This is a genomic window from Cytobacillus sp. FSL W8-0315, assembly GCF_038002905.1.
Classification (GTDB): Bacteria; Bacillota; Bacilli; order Bacillales; family Cytobacillaceae; genus Cytobacillus; species Cytobacillus pseudoceanisediminis.
In genome coordinates, this window is the sequence record NZ_JBBOOC010000002.1 from 369,928 (window position 1) to 384,085 (window position 14,158).

The 14,158-nt window shown below is 30.7% G+C and carries 15 protein-coding genes and 2 pseudogenes; 14 read left to right on the forward strand and 3 right to left on the reverse strand.

Going from position 1 to position 14,158, the window contains the following annotated elements:
* Positions 1 to 67: 67 nt before the first annotated feature.
* Positions 68 to 349, forward strand: a complete 282-nt coding sequence (locus tag MKY20_RS25715) for a hypothetical protein (RefSeq protein WP_341004047.1) — start codon at positions 68 to 70, stop codon at positions 347 to 349.
* 50 nt (positions 350 to 399) lie between these two features.
* Here the strand turns inward: MKY20_RS25715 and MKY20_RS28780 are convergent.
* Both MKY20_RS28780 and MKY20_RS25720 read right to left on the reverse strand, forming a co-directional pair.
* Positions 400 to 474 (reverse strand): annotated as a pseudogene (locus tag MKY20_RS28780) (hypothetical protein); the annotation flags it as partial.
* Between the two features lie 214 nt (positions 475 to 688).
* A complete protein-coding gene (locus MKY20_RS25720) occupies positions 689 to 1,324 on the reverse strand; it encodes a group-specific protein (RefSeq protein WP_341004053.1) in 636 nt (211 codons plus the stop codon).
* A 454-nt stretch (positions 1,325 to 1,778) separates the two neighbouring features.
* On the opposite strand from MKY20_RS25720, the gene MKY20_RS25725 reads away from it, so the two are divergent.
* Positions 1,779 to 2,405, forward strand: a complete 627-nt coding sequence (locus tag MKY20_RS25725; RefSeq protein ID WP_341004058.1) for a hypothetical protein — start codon at positions 1,779 to 1,781, stop codon at positions 2,403 to 2,405.
* Positions 2,406 to 3,145: 740 nt separating this feature from the next.
* Positions 3,146 to 3,904, forward strand: coding sequence for a hypothetical protein (locus MKY20_RS25730; protein WP_341004061.1), 759 nt, complete (start codon positions 3,146 to 3,148; stop codon positions 3,902 to 3,904).
* Between the two features lie 145 nt (positions 3,905 to 4,049).
* Here the strand turns inward: MKY20_RS25730 and MKY20_RS25735 are convergent, their stop codons facing one another.
* Positions 4,050 to 4,595 carry a hypothetical protein gene (locus MKY20_RS25735; RefSeq protein WP_341004066.1) on the reverse strand — a complete coding sequence of 182 codons (546 nt, stop codon included), beginning with the start codon at positions 4,593 to 4,595 and terminating at the stop codon, positions 4,050 to 4,052.
* Between the two features lie 67 nt (positions 4,596 to 4,662).
* Here MKY20_RS25735 and MKY20_RS25740 point away from each other — a divergent pair, with 67 nt between their 5' ends.
* The 11 genes and pseudogenes from MKY20_RS25740 to MKY20_RS25785 all read left to right on the forward strand — a co-directional run.
* Positions 4,663 to 4,938, forward strand: a complete 276-nt coding sequence (locus tag MKY20_RS25740; RefSeq protein WP_341004071.1) for a hypothetical protein — start codon at positions 4,663 to 4,665, stop codon at positions 4,936 to 4,938.
* Between the two features lie 354 nt (positions 4,939 to 5,292).
* Positions 5,293 to 5,469, forward strand: a complete 177-nt coding sequence (locus MKY20_RS25745; protein ID WP_341004075.1) for a hypothetical protein — start codon at positions 5,293 to 5,295, stop codon at positions 5,467 to 5,469.
* A 217-nt stretch (positions 5,470 to 5,686) separates the two neighbouring features.
* Positions 5,687 to 6,658 carry a stage II sporulation protein D gene (gene spoIID, locus MKY20_RS25750; RefSeq protein WP_341004076.1) on the forward strand — a complete coding sequence of 324 codons (972 nt, stop codon included), beginning with the start codon at positions 5,687 to 5,689 and terminating at the stop codon, positions 6,656 to 6,658.
* Between the two features lie 219 nt (positions 6,659 to 6,877).
* Positions 6,878 to 7,318, forward strand: a complete 441-nt coding sequence (locus MKY20_RS25755) for a GNAT family N-acetyltransferase (RefSeq protein WP_341004080.1) — start codon at positions 6,878 to 6,880, stop codon at positions 7,316 to 7,318.
* A gap of 386 nt (positions 7,319 to 7,704) precedes the next feature.
* Complete coding sequence (locus MKY20_RS25760; RefSeq protein WP_341004087.1) at positions 7,705 to 7,941, forward strand: hypothetical protein; 237 nt, start codon at positions 7,705 to 7,707, stop codon at positions 7,939 to 7,941.
* Positions 7,942 to 8,200: 259 nt separating this feature from the next.
* Positions 8,201 to 9,730 carry an ABC-three component system protein gene (locus MKY20_RS25765; RefSeq protein WP_341004092.1) on the forward strand — a complete coding sequence of 510 codons (1,530 nt, stop codon included), beginning with the start codon at positions 8,201 to 8,203 and terminating at the stop codon, positions 9,728 to 9,730.
* Positions 9,717 to 10,445, forward strand: a complete 729-nt coding sequence (locus tag MKY20_RS25770; protein WP_341004097.1) for an ABC-three component system middle component 1 — start codon at positions 9,717 to 9,719, stop codon at positions 10,443 to 10,445. Before MKY20_RS25765 ends, MKY20_RS25770 begins: the two co-directional genes overlap by 14 nt.
* Position 10,446: 1 nt before the next feature.
* Positions 10,447 to 12,843 carry an AAA family ATPase gene (locus tag MKY20_RS25775; protein ID WP_341004102.1) on the forward strand — a complete coding sequence of 799 codons (2,397 nt, stop codon included), beginning with the start codon at positions 10,447 to 10,449 and terminating at the stop codon, positions 12,841 to 12,843.
* Positions 12,844 to 12,977: 134 nt separating this feature from the next.
* Positions 12,978 to 13,349 carry a hypothetical protein gene (locus MKY20_RS25780; protein WP_341004107.1) on the forward strand — a complete coding sequence of 124 codons (372 nt, stop codon included), beginning with the start codon at positions 12,978 to 12,980 and terminating at the stop codon, positions 13,347 to 13,349.
* A 157-nt stretch (positions 13,350 to 13,506) separates the two neighbouring features.
* Positions 13,507 to 13,818: a tyrosine-type recombinase/integrase gene (locus MKY20_RS28785; RefSeq protein WP_445293109.1), complete on the forward strand. Its 312-nt coding sequence runs from the start codon at positions 13,507 to 13,509 to the stop codon at positions 13,816 to 13,818.
* Positions 13,796 to 14,158: pseudogene (locus tag MKY20_RS25785) on the forward strand (hypothetical protein); the annotation flags it as partial. The gene MKY20_RS28785 and the pseudogene MKY20_RS25785, both read left to right, overlap by 23 nt.

Here is a 14,158-nt window from a genome sequence, read left to right on the forward strand (position 1 = left end):
TAGAATCCATCCGTTATTGTTCAAAACTATGCAAGTCTTTTGAAGAAAAGGAAATCGGAGGTAAGTTATGGAAAGTGAAAGATGTGAAATTATACATCCAAACGGTGTTAAGGAAAAGAAACTAGACATTATTGATGGATACACTATAAAGTACCATGCAAACGGAAAAACAATATGGTCAAAAGGAAAAGTGATTGAAGATAAGCCTGAGGGATATTGGGAATGGTATCGTTCTGATGGCACAATAAAGCGTTCGGGGTATTTTGAAATGGGTGAACCTGTTGGTGAATGGGTCACTTACGATAGCAAAGGTGAAAAGTACAAAACCACCAATCGTGATAATAAATAAAGTGATATGGTAGATTTTTTTAAAAACCGCCTCGTAATGAGACGGTTTTTTCAGTTTGTTGTCTCGGCATTCGCAAATTGAAAATGGTCAGGCACACCCATGATCCTAGCATACTCGCGCACCGTGAAGGCTTTTTTTTCCTATGAGATTTAAGACGCAAAATATGGTTCTATTGCTTTGGCCAATCCTTTAGCAACTATTGGACTTACGGCATTTCCGATAAGCATATGTGCTATCGCTTTTTTTCGTTAAGCCTGGTTTTCAACATACCTTACTTGGCCTGTTAATTCAATCCTACAAAAAAGGCTTTCTTAGGCTAGATGCTTATATTCTATTTATTTATGTTGATCTTTTGAAATTTTTCAATAAATTATATGCAATTTTATTTCTGTTCATAAAAAGTTCTTCAATTGGTAAAACAAAATGTGATGACGTAGAAGTTGTATCAACTAATAACTGTTTATCGTAAATAAGGTTTATTTTGAATCTTTTAGTTGTAATTATATAATTATTTGAATTTATAGCATTTAAGAAATCAAAGTAAACTTCTTGCCCATTCTCACTTTCAAATAGCCTTTCTATAGCTATCTTCCCATGGAAACCTCCCCACCAGGATAGGAATAATTTAATACTTTCAGGAAATCCATGTTCTCCATCGATATTATTACTAAAAAGCTGTTTATATATACGGGAATCTTGTTCTAATATTCCGTTGTGGTCATAACCACTTTGCTCATTTTTATAAGTGATTTCGGACCATATTTCTTTAAATTTACTATCAAATTTTTCTTCCTTTAGAACTCCCCAATTTGAACTATTGAAATAAGGAAAAGGGAAGTTTCTGTTATTATCGTCGACTTCAGTTTTAGTATTATTTAAAAAAATATTTTGCATGAAAATTAAATAGTTTAAAGAATATGGAGCTTCTATTGTTAGACTTAGATTTTCTTTGGGATCATTCATATTAGACATCATATATATAATATTACTCCCTTCAAATATAAATGAGCTTAATCTTTAGGATTAAGCTCATTATATAATAATTCTTAATACATGAAATTTATTCCATCTGTGTATGCCATAGGATCAGAGTAATATTTTTTCCCGGTAGCACCATTAACTGCTACCCCAGCAAATCTAGCTCTATAGTTTGTACCACTTTTTAAACCAAAACTACTTGGAATGCCATCAACCTCAGATATTCTTCCTATACCGGATCCGGAAACATAAATAGTTCCTTTCTTTGCATTTGTAGACTGAGTGTAAATTTCAATAGTGCCAGTAAAAACTAATGGATTAGCTGCTGCTTCGGCAATTACGATTCCCCAACTAAAATTTCAGGACCAGCGTGGTTAAATAATACTCGTCCTGTTGCAGATGATTGGGCTGGAATTGGTGCTAGATATTAATTGCGGGGGGAGCATATCAAATGAAGCTTAAAAGCTTAATTATCGGTGCAAGCTTAATTTCTATTGTAACCATTGGAAGTGTTTTCGCTATAAATTCAAATAAACCAATTGTTGAAGTGGAATACTACGGACATGGAAAAAGAGAAGTATTTGAGAACTTAGAAACAATGGAAGATAAGGCCACTTTAATAGTTGTTGGTGAAAAATTATCAAAAGAAGAGCCTACGATACTTACAGATGGTGTAGAAGGTGAAGATGGTTACGAAGGGGTAATTGGCGGGTTCACCATATCAGATTTTATGGTAAAGAAGGTATTAAAAAATACGACAGGGGATGATATTACAAAGGCGAGTATCATTCCAATATTAGAAAATGCAGCAACGGATACCATTGGAGATGGAAAAAAGAAAATCATTTACTCAAATGATGGCTATGAGCTTATGAAAAAAGGAAAACATTATATTCTATTCATGGATGAAAGCAGTTCTGATCCAGGGACATACATTCCACTAAGTGGGATATATGGAAAGGCTCCATTGGAGGGGCAAGATGAAGAATTAGAATTTAATGGTGATGATAAATTCGTTAAAAAGGAAACAAAAGATGCTGTTAAAAAGTATAAACAGGAAATGAAGGCAATTAAGTAACAAAAGATTACAAAAAACCTCTATAAACTAGGGGTTGTTCTTATGTTTTAGCGATTGTGTCGAACTCCAATCGATCCAAAGGTCTTCCCTCCAAAACATGCATTCTATATGTCTTTACAGACCCAACCAGCCTTGCCCTTAGCCTGTTTAAGAGTTATGTTAGGGCATAATGGCCCGCACAAAACACAACTGTATACTCGTTTATATCAAGAAGCAAGAAAAGAACTGTATGATCAGCGTATGTAAAAAAAGAATAAATGTTCGTATAATACAAATTAACGCATTCATAAACATTGTTAAAAAAGTGTCCAAATCCTTGGTATATAAGGGATTGGACATTTTTAAAATTATATCATATTTAACGTTAAGAAGGATTAAGTTTTATGAAATAACGCATATTTGAGAACAAGTTAGATGAATTTCTGTCTGCCTGTATTTCTTATGGAAATATAGGTAATTTAATAAGCGTCTAACACGAACGGCTGCTTTTTTAAACAAGGAGTCGCTTCAACAGCTCTTAATCTCATTGAACGGGGTGGGGGGTATTGATAAATATTAGAACCTGAGGTAGTAAGGTTGAATTACAACTAAATAGAGCTATATTAAAAATATGGGTAGGAACCAGACAGCATTAGCCTCGATTTTAGAATTTCAAATTTTGTAATTTATTGTTCCTATGTCTTTTTAATACTGCTGTAGTTTTTTTTGGTCATAAAATGTAAAATATTAGTAATGAGGAGGTGCTCAAAATAAATAAATATATGTTAATAAAATGGGGATTAGGATTCCTAATTACATTAACAATTTTACTAATTTTCGATAAATGGAAGTTGTATAAAGAAGAAAAACCACCAATCCCTGAAATTAGTGTTGAAGGAAGAGAAGCTCCTCTTGTTCTTTACGGTTATGTGTGGAATGGAACCGAAATAACAAATAAATTAACTCAATCAAGTCTCTTAAATGCAACAGAAAGCCTTGAACCATTATCGATTAATCCTTATTCAGAATTAGAAGTTTCATTCTCCGAAAAACCAGATAAACTTTCAATTTCCAGATGGGAGCCAGGAATTGAAAAAGGAACTAATGAGCAAGAGAAGTCGAGTTATTACATATTTAATCGTATTGGTACTGGGTTTTATATTGTTCGAGCTGAATGGGATGAAGGAAAGGCAACCTATATAACCAAGTTAAAGACAGAGAAAATAGTATCCTATCAAGAGCTTTTGTCTCCGAAAGAAAGTGGTTATACAGTAAGAGGCTTTGATTCCCAGAGTGCGTCAATTTCAGAAATATATCCTGATTATTTAAATGCTAATATTGGGGGTGGATTTATCTCTGGAGAATTAGACTATTTAAAAAGAGCAGATCCTGAACTTAGTCTTAATAAGCTTCCAACTTATTTTGTATTCGAACAAGAAAAGGTGATTTATAGTACACATAGTCAGCAACAACTTAAATCATACCTTGATAAATTAAAACTAAAAATTGACAATCGGTAATATAATTTTACCAACTACAATATGCAAATGTACAAGATCAGTTGCAGGAACTAGGCGGCTTTTTTGTTTAAACTAAAGGGCAGATTTACTTTAAACAAAAATGATAATAAATTCATAAGAAAAAGACCGCTTAAACGGCCCTCTTTTAAATCATTTGGTTGGCGATATCTTTGATTTCATCTTTGTGTTGCTCTTTTGAAATTTCATCATTTATATAGGTGATAGTATATGCAATTCCATCTTTACTGAAGGATAGTGACTTATTTGTATAATAAGCAGCTACATCGTGGTTTAATTTTACTTCTTCCGAATTGGAACTATTCAATTCTTCTTCGCTATTTGTAGCCTTTATCATTAAAATAACTGGATTTTCGGTGTTGCCTTTGGAAGAAGTTTTAAATTCAACCAACAAATTTTTGCCATCACGTGACATATCATCAATGGTAGGTGGCTGAAAAGATTGAGCCTCAAAAGGAAGATTGTCAGGTAATTTTATTTCAAACGGAAGTGCTGAAATTCCTTCTTCAACAGAAGGAGCTTGATATGTGATAGGGATCTTTTTCTTTTGTGCATCTGTAACATCATTCATTTCTACCTCTGTTAATTTTGATGTATCAAGTGTTCCGTTATCAGTGTTTTGGCAGCCAACAAGTAAGAATAAGAAAAGTGTAGAAATTAATATTTTTTTCATTAATAGTTCCCCCTTACTTTGTTTTATTTATATACTATATGGTAGCTTTTAAATATGAGGTGTCAGTATGATTAATAGAAATCAGCGTATTGTTCTATATATTCTTATTGCATTATTTTTTGTTATTTCATTAATTGGAATTTATAAAGAAGTTGTGAATGAAATGCAAAACAGCTATGCATTTTATACGATGATTGTTCCTTGTTTTTCAATTCTTACAGGATTATTTACACTATTAATCGGGAGAAGAATAAATTATTTGGTATCAAGAAGTTGGGTAGCCATGACATTGGCGAATATTTTTTTGATTTTCATTGGAATGATAAATATAAAAGTGATTTGAGCTATGACACATTTTTTCTTTTCTGGATTTTATGTAGTTGGGTTTTACTTACTTTAATTGGAATTGTCTGTGTTCTAGGAGAAAATAAGGAAAACTTAATGCGGAACATTTACATTATAACAAGCATAGGTTTCATCAGTTTTTATTCACTTTCTTATTTAAATGAAAGACTAATGTTATTAACTTATATTCATTTTCTAGAAAATATATCAGGTGTTACTATGTTCATTTTCATCTCTTATGCAAAAGTTGTCTTTTTTGCTCTACTAATTATTATAGTTCTTTTTGATGTATATAAAGATGATTTATTGACAGTTTGATTAATTATTGATTTTGAAGGGGTGAAAAAAATCAATGGTACACGGAATTAAAAATAGTAAACAAAAGCAAGGTAAAGTTCAAAGCATATATAGAATGATAAAAAATCAAAATACAAAAAAGAGTGATGATAATAAATTCGGGGCATTTGGAGTAGTAATTGTTATTATATGGATTATTGTTCTTTCTTTAAATGCAATTTTTGATATATAGATTCGCTACATTCCTAAAAAGGAAAAGAGCTATGAAAATAAGTCCTAGAAGTAATTAAAGCCCCTCTCGGATGAGTAGGGATTTTGATTTCTTATAATACGAAGGGGCAGGTTTGTCGAACAAGAATTTTCCATAATAATACATATTTTACTAAAAGAAGTTCTAAATGCTTGTCCAAAACCCATATTAATTATGTATATAAATATGGGAGGTATTTATGAGACCAGTATCTATAATTATCATTTCATTTCTTATTTTCGTTCTTTGTATCCCTTCTCTAATCGTAATAGCTTTTGGTACGGATGCAACAAGTACAAAAATTATATCATCCGAACTTCCTCAAACTACGAATTCAGATACCTTACCAAAAAACAAACCAGCAAACAGTACAAAAAGCAGCAGTAAAGACATTACCGTCTCAGTATTTAGAATGAATAATAAAGAAATTGAAAAGGTGTATTTAGAAGAGTATTTAAAAGGGGTATTAGCATCAGAGATGCCAGCAAATTACGAAATGGAGGCATTAAAAGCACAAGCTATTAGTGCAAGAACATATATTATGAAGTTCTTAATGACAGAAAACAAAAGTGACTTGCCACAAGGGGCTGATATTACAGATTCCACATTACAACAAGTCTATAGAAATCAGGATGAATTGAAAGAAATGTGGAAAAACGATAATTATGAAAAAAATATAAAAAAAATAACACAAGCAGTTAACGAAACTCAAGGATTGGTAATGACATACAATGGTGAGCTTATTGACGCTTCTTTCTTTGCTATAAGTAATGGGTATACGGAAAATTCGGAGGATTACTGGACTGCATCGCTTCCGTTCTTAAGAAGTGTCCCTAGTCCATGGGACAAAGCTTCCCCTGATTTTATTAAAACAAATACATTTTCAAATCATGAAATAGAATCCAGGTTAGGAGTTAAAATCTCAAATGAGATTGATGTTCAAAGAACCTCTAGCGAAAGAGTGTCCACAATTAATATTAGTGGAAAGAAACTTACCGGAGCCGAATTTAGGGATGCTTTAGGTTTAAGATCCACAGATTTTAGCATAAAACTAAATGGTAATGATATACAAATAACTACTAAGGGCTATGGACACGGAGTTGGTATGAGTCAATATGGGGCAAATAGTATGGCAACAGAAGGAAGGAAATATAAGGAAATACTAGGGTAATATTATAAGGGAATTAAAATAGAAGATATAAAATCGAATCAAAATTATAATAAGCTAGTCGTGAAAAATGAAAACTAATAAAAATTATTGAACAAGGCTGTCATTTCGGCAGCTTTTTTTTCTTATTTGAACAAACGGGGCAGGTTTATTGAAAAAGGAATTATGGAATTCAAAATTGAATTAAATATTAATAATATAATAATTTTAAGGAGCGTTAATGTGAATAATTCAGAAGTAGAAACAATACAAGAGCTAACAGACAAGAAACAATGGTTAGAAGCCTTTCCGATTATGAAACAGTTACGAACTGATTTGACTGAAAAGACATATCTGGACTTACTTGAAGAAATGAGGAAAGATGGGTATTTTTTATATGCTCTATATAAAGATAATCGAATTGTATCCTTAGCTGGCTTAAGTTGGAGAGTTAACTTTTATAATAAACGTCACGTATATATATATGACTTGGTAACAGATAAAGCATACCGATCATATGGATTTGGAGAGAAATTATTAAGATTTATACATAATTGGGCAAAGGAAAATGGTGCTGAATATGTGGCATTAGAATCTGGTATTCAGCGAAACAATGCTCATCGTTTTTACGAAGACAAATTAGATTATGATAAATGGTGCTATTCATTTAGAAAAATGTTGTGATTTTAACATAAGGGTAATGCTACGTCAGGCCAGGTGCCTTTTTCTTATGCAACAAACAGGGCAGGTTTGTTGAACAAGAGACAGAAAAAACACCGCAAATAATTTGCGGCTCACAACTGGCAATTTGTTTTTGATTTATACCCATATAAATTATGAGAAAATTACATTCATTGACTGGGTTTTGGAGCAAGTTTTTTTGAGTTGAATTCTGGGTGAACCTTGCCCCTATTTAAAATTATCCCCTATTAAAATTTGTCATAAACCTTATGTAACCCCTTATTTTTTAGGTGCGTTAATCCTATATTGAGTTAAGGGCAGGTTGGTTCAATAAGGTATTGGATTATTATGGTAAAATAAATTATAAAAAGGGGGGCGGAAGTTTTATAATGAAAAAAGGTTGGGTTTCGCTTATTAGTGGCTTAATTTTGGGTTTAATAATTTCGTTCTTTACTCTTGATTATAATGGCTGGAAAATGCAACGAATAGGGGAAAATGGTGAAGTTATTAATACAATAAATGAGTTGGATTTTGATTTAATAACTAATTGCTTTTTAATAGTGTTTATCTCAATTTTAGTTATTTATATACTCTTGACAGTCTTAGAAAAAATAAGAAAAACATAAATTTATTTAGCTAAATTAGTCCAACCTTCAAAAAAAAGTATCTCATATCCAAAGAGATTGTTAATTAGGAAGCGGCGCACATTCATTAAGAGGCTTTATTTTGAAAATAGAGGAGAGTTATACAGAGGAATTCAAAATTATTAAACAAACCTTCTCTATTGCTTAAGGAAGTAGTTTTTTTTATTTTGTCTTATATTTAGTTTTTATTTAATTGGTAAAATGTTACTATTGATATAGTAGTAGCCTAAGGAGGATTATTATGATTGATAGAAATGAAGTTGCAATAAAAAGAGTCGAATTTGACGCAACGCATAGTTGGAATGGATATTGTTATCAAGGAAAAATAGCACTTATTGTTGTTATAGATTATATAATTAACTGTATTAAAGGTACTGAAGATATAAGTCAATATAAAATTGAATTTGAATATCTGGAGGACTTTTCTATTATTAAGGATACAAACTATCTTCAAATACATCAAGTTAAATCCTACGGTCCTGAGTCATTAAGTAGCTATAAGGATGCAGTATGGTTACTATTAGGTAAATCGGTTTACGAAGATTATGAAACTGTTGAGAAGTCTTATTTACATACTGCTGATATTATAAGTTCTGCTTCAGGTATTATAGATAATCCTGAGAGTTTAAAAACGGTGTTAACCTCATATTCCAAACCCTCCAGCTCAAAGTCCACAACTCAAAAGAGCCCATTGGAATTATTTGAATATATCGAAGAAAGGGATCTTTTAGATAAAGCATTTAAGAAGTTTTCACTATATCGGTATGCAGATGGAAACGTCTTTTGTAGTTTATTGGAAGTAGAAAATAAGGTTAAAGAAAAAATAGTTGAATATTATAAATTTATTGATAAAGAGCAAGACTTACGGGAAAGGGGTATTTTAACTAAATATGTAGAATGTGCATTTGTGAACCTATTAGGTACCATAGATAAACATGTAAATGAGAGGCATTACAACAGACAAAACGATGTTGAATATTTTAATAAAGAAATAAATTTTAGTGAAATTGTTAAGGTTTTAAATGAAGAATATGAAAAATTACCCGTTGAATATTATGTGTTTTATCTAAAAGACAAGGTTATGGGTAATTTTAATAGGTATTATTCGCAACAGAAACAATTTATTCAAGAAACCTACGAAATTCAGGCTGACGATCAGGAAAGTATAATAGAGTGTAGGAGACTTGAAAGTGGTCTTAATAAAGTCCTTGACTTAATAAAATATACATATACAGAATTTAAGGACGATGAGTTTTTACTTTTCTGTCATAAAATAAATCCACATGTGAGAGTAGATTTTACTGGAGATTTTATTTCAATTAGTGAATTGGTCAATTCTAATTTCTTGCATTACCCATGGTTTCAATCTTTAGTAGATTTTCATGAGAATATTAAGAGTGAAGATTTTTTAATTAATATAAATAATCATCACTTCTTACCTTCAACTATAGTTCATCCATTTCCTGACCTTACTTCCCTACCATCGACTTTTTACAAGCAGCAAATGAATGCCAGAATTGAAGCTACTATAAGTGACATTGCAGTAAATATTTTAGAGAATAAAGAAATTTATAAAGAACTTTATAAAATAGATAATATTATTACTGGAAATATCAATAAACCATTAAAAGACTATGTGCACAAAACTACCTCTTTTAAAGAATACAAAAATGAAGATGCACATCATCACATTATGGATATTAAAAATATCAATTTAATTGATATAAACGAGTGTAGAATAAGAGGTGAAAAAAACCATGGCAAATGCTAATTTTTGTGACATAATAAAAAATCTATTTGTAGAACTTGGTTACGAGTCTAAAGATTACTCATACGTAGATAAAGGCGATACTATTTTAGAAAATAGTTTCTTTGCAAGGGACTTGTTTAGAAAGAATTATTATCTTGTCTTTTTTTTATCTAATGACAATAAAATTGAAGATATAATAAAAAATCAAGCAAAGTACTTTTTTTTATTAAAAGAGTTTTTTGGGGAAGATCCTGATATAGATAAAAACACATCTTTGTTAATATGCATAGAATCATCTAATGAAAATAATAAACTTTCTTTAAACATTGAAGAGGATGCTTACTATTTTAAAAAGTATGTTCTTACATATTCAAAAGAGCAATTAACAAGTTTTATTACAGAATATAATAGCCTTATTGAAGAGAAAGGCATAAAAAACGTATTAGAGGAAATAGTTAACAACGTTCAACTATTTGAGGTTTTTAAGCTAGATCCAGATATAAATAGTGTTTATAAACTTATAACTAATATATTTATAAAAATACCTATTCTCAAAGTACCTATGAATGAGGAGAAAACTGTTTACTCATTAAGTGAAGTAATAGAAACCTCTTTAAAAAATAAAGAGTTACTTAACTTGAAAGAAAAATTGGACTATCTTAGAGAAAATAAAATTGAAGATGATACTCTTTTAGAGAGTCTTATTGAACTCTATAAGGAAGAGGAGGTGGACTAATTTGGGTTACTATATTAATAGAATATATATTAGGAACTTCAAACTATTTAATAGTGTAACACAACCTATTGAGCTAAAGAGCAAAAATTTAACTGTCTTAGATGGTCCAAACGGGTTTGGAAAAACATCAATTTTTGATGTTATTGAACTGATTTTGACGGGAAGACTAAAACGAATAAAAAAATCAGATGGTAGAACTAGTTATAAGGAATTATTGCTACAAAATGATAAATCTATGGAAAGTATATTAAAAGTTGAGTTTGTAAATGAATCAGGACAAAATAATTTTACAGTTGTAAAAAGAATAGAGGCAAATTTTAATACTGAAAAGAATTCCCCAGATGATTTTGATATTTTTCAAACACATCTATTGTCAAATTTTGATGATAATTTAACTGAAGGAAATTTAATAACAAATTACGAGGATATTATACAAAAGTTTGGAGTGGACGTAAAAAATATTTTTAATTTGGTCTATTACATAGAACAGGAAGAAAATAAATTTTTTCTTAGAATGAATGAAGGTGATAGATTAAATCAAATATCGCTTTTATTTAATACTGAGAGTGAACAAGCTGATGAAAAATACTATAAAGAAGTAAGAACGAAAGTTAACACAAAAAGGAGTCTATTAAGTACAACAATTAACCAGTTGTCCACATCTATCGGAGAACTAAATACAGAAAAAAATAATGAGGGTGATAACAGTGAATACTCATGTCTATTTCCCAATTTAAAGCCCTTAGCACCTTGGGACATAAAGGAATTATCATTTAAAAACCATGTTCAAAAAGAAAGATACATAGCAGAATTAGATAATATTAAGAGATTTTTAAATTCTTTTTTTGATTACATTGCTGAGAAAGAAAACCATGTTATAAAAGGATTTTTGGAGGAAGAAAATTTAATCACTGACTTGGTTGTGATTAAATCCAAAAATTCCAGCATTTCTACACTTATTGACAGGTTCAATGAACAGGTAGAAATTTATGGGTATGCAAAAGAACTAGAAATATCAAGTTTTATGATAAAGTGGAAAGAAATAAACTTTAAAAAATTAATTGATTTCCAAACAAACACAGATTTTATTATAGTTTCTGAGAATAGCTTTAGAAGTATTACAAATAAGATTGATGAACTTATTACCTATGAGAAAAATTCATCTCAAACTTCAACAAGTTTATTAGAACTGGTGAATTTAAGGGAAGGGTTTGTAGAGAATTATAAAAAACATCATAGTAATCATTCCGATATTAAAGATAGTGAATGCCCACTTTGTGGTGCAGATTGGGAAACGTTTGATAAATTAGTTGAGGTTTTTGAAGAAAAGAAGGATTTTCTTCAAGGCTTGTTAGATGATACATCAAACAAAATTAATGACAGCCTGGAAAAATTACATTCAGAAGAAATAGAAAATATTATCAACAATATAAATGAATATTTTACAACTAAGAATAATGAAATAATTAGTAGTAATAATTTTAAACAAATGAACCAGATTCAAAATGAACAGAGCAAAGTGGAAGAATTACAAAAGTGGTTCTTAGATAAAAATATTGACTTGAGCTCAGTTTTAAGAAAAAGTAATGATTACATAGAACCCATCTTGTTAGAGGAAATTAAGACTCGGTTAATTGATATTTTAACTTCAAATTATAAACATATAACAAATGAAATTAGTTCAGATGACTTAATGCTATTTAATTCTATTTATAAAAGATATTTTTTAAATGAGTCAAATTTAGTTGAGGCTTGTAAACTTGAATTTATTGATCAAAAAATTAACTATATTAATCAGTGTTACTATAATAATATATTTGAAAAGAAAAAAAACCTTCAAAAACAATTGGCTGAAATAATCGAAACAAAATCAAAGTATGATGCATTATATAATGATTTATCGAAAATCATTAATGATTACTCTAGTAAGACTAAAGCCTACTGGAAAAAAATAATGAAGGATATTGAAATAGTATTTTATATATATTCAGCAAAAATTCTACAAAGTCATCAACAAGGTCTTGGTATCTTTATGAAAGAAAGTGACTCTAAAATAATAAGATTTATTACACACCCAAATAAAGATCACGACATATCAAATTTTATGAGTTCAGGTCAGTTATCAGCGAGTATACTTTCTTTAACACTTTCATTAAATAAGGTTTATGGAAATAAAGGGTTATCTACTCTACTAATTGATGATCCATTACAAACAATGGATGATATTAATATATCCTCATTTATTGAATTGTTAAGAAATGATTTTCATGATAAGCAAATAATCCTGTCTACCCATGAGGAAGATGTAACAAACTATATTTTATACAAATTTTCTAATTTTAACTTAGAAGCCCAATCGATGAACCTTAAGGATAAATACTTTAGTGAAAATAATTAGTGTTAATGACATGCATTTTAGCGTGTATCCAGTCTGAGGTCAATACATATCTGTGTATTGACCTTTTCTTATGTCAGAAACAGGGCAGCATTCCGTAAGCCTCCGCTTTTAAATTTAATATTATGAGGAGATTCATGACATCATTAATAAGAATCTCAATTAATATATTAGTTCTGTTAATATTAGCAGCAATTCCAATAGGTTTTTCAAATATGGATGGCAGAGTTAATGTTGATTTAAGCATTATGTTTACCAACACTAGCTCATTTTTAAAAAGTTTGTTTTCAGGAGATTCCTGGTATTATCATGTCATCCTTAGAATCAAGAATATAAAGGCTATGACTGTGAAAGTAAGCTCGCTGTCATCAAGCTGTTTTATGTACTGCACAGAAGAAGGCTTTCTTGCTAAAAATCCAGTGAAAAACATTCTTTTTCCAGAAGAGGAGGACAAATTACCCCGCTACCTACAGCAGGATGAACTGTTTCAGCTGTTAGTAAAAGGGTAGCCAGAGGAGAAAGCTGTAATTGAAATGCTTTATGCCACGAATGAGCACCTTATGGAGTTAGTAGACATGAAAAAGGTGAATATAAATTTCCAGGAACGAATGATAACAGTACCAAAAGGGAAACCTAAAAAGAGCGGATTGTGCTATTTACACGAGAGTGTGCGGAACATCTGAGAGCCTATTAAGATGCACGGGACGCACTCCCATTTGTTTTGTGAATTCAAAAGGCACAGGTCCGGTGTGTCCGCGTACCATCCAAGTAAAATTTGAAAGCTATACCAAAAAACTGGGTACTCACATTTCACCACATACCTTACGCCATACATTTGCTGCGCATTTAGCACGGAAGGTGATGCCGCTAGCGTGTATACGAATGTCTTCAAAATTGAGACATTCCTTTGGAATTTCTAGTGTAAAACTTAATAAAAGTGAACAAGTTACTCATTATGACATTAAGCCAGGGCTGTGAATATAAAGAGTTTATTGCCGCTTTAAGTACGATTGAATCCTACAAGGCTTCACAATCATTTCAGGAAGCAACTAAATTTATGGCCTTTAAGGATGGGCAAGGTTACTTTACAACAGACAAAGCAGGGAACTGCCCTTGTGGTTTTGGCTTTAATGGCAAAGGGTTTGAATGGATACCAAATGCTGTTCTGGATCTTAAGGAATTCAGAATTGAAAAGGATAAAGTGTACCTTACCTACAATACGGTTGAAGATATCAAAACCAATTATCAATTTGTAATGACTAAGGCGATAGGAAAGTATGATAGTGTGAAAAAGTGGAGGATAGAAGATATTAAATTG

Excerpts from the sequence above, each read along its gene's own strand:
- MKY20_RS25780 (WP_341004107.1), top strand. The coding sequence starts at position 12,978 with ATGACATCATTAATAAGAATCTCAATTAATATATTAGTTCTGTTAATA.
- MKY20_RS25765 (WP_341004092.1), top strand. The coding sequence starts at position 8,201 with ATGATTGATAGAAATGAAGTTGCAATAAAAAGAGTCGAATTTGACGCA.
- MKY20_RS25770 (WP_341004097.1), top strand. The coding sequence starts at position 9,717 with ATGGCAAATGCTAATTTTTGTGACATAATAAAAAATCTATTTGTAGAA.
- MKY20_RS25725 (WP_341004058.1), top strand. The coding sequence starts at position 1,779 with ATGAAGCTTAAAAGCTTAATTATCGGTGCAAGCTTAATTTCTATTGTA.
- MKY20_RS25740 (WP_341004071.1), top strand. The coding sequence starts at position 4,663 with ATGATTAATAGAAATCAGCGTATTGTTCTATATATTCTTATTGCATTA.
- MKY20_RS25745 (WP_341004075.1), top strand. The coding sequence starts at position 5,293 with ATGGTACACGGAATTAAAAATAGTAAACAAAAGCAAGGTAAAGTTCAA.
- MKY20_RS25720 (WP_341004053.1), bottom strand. The coding sequence starts at position 1,324 with ATGATGTCTAATATGAATGATCCCAAAGAAAATCTAAGTCTAACAATA.
- MKY20_RS25760 (WP_341004087.1), top strand. The coding sequence starts at position 7,705 with ATGAAAAAAGGTTGGGTTTCGCTTATTAGTGGCTTAATTTTGGGTTTA.
- MKY20_RS25735 (WP_341004066.1), bottom strand. The coding sequence starts at position 4,595 with ATGAAAAAAATATTAATTTCTACACTTTTCTTATTCTTACTTGTTGGC.
- MKY20_RS25715 (WP_341004047.1), top strand. The coding sequence starts at position 68 with ATGGAAAGTGAAAGATGTGAAATTATACATCCAAACGGTGTTAAGGAA.
- spoIID (WP_341004076.1), top strand. The coding sequence starts at position 5,687 with ATGAGACCAGTATCTATAATTATCATTTCATTTCTTATTTTCGTTCTT.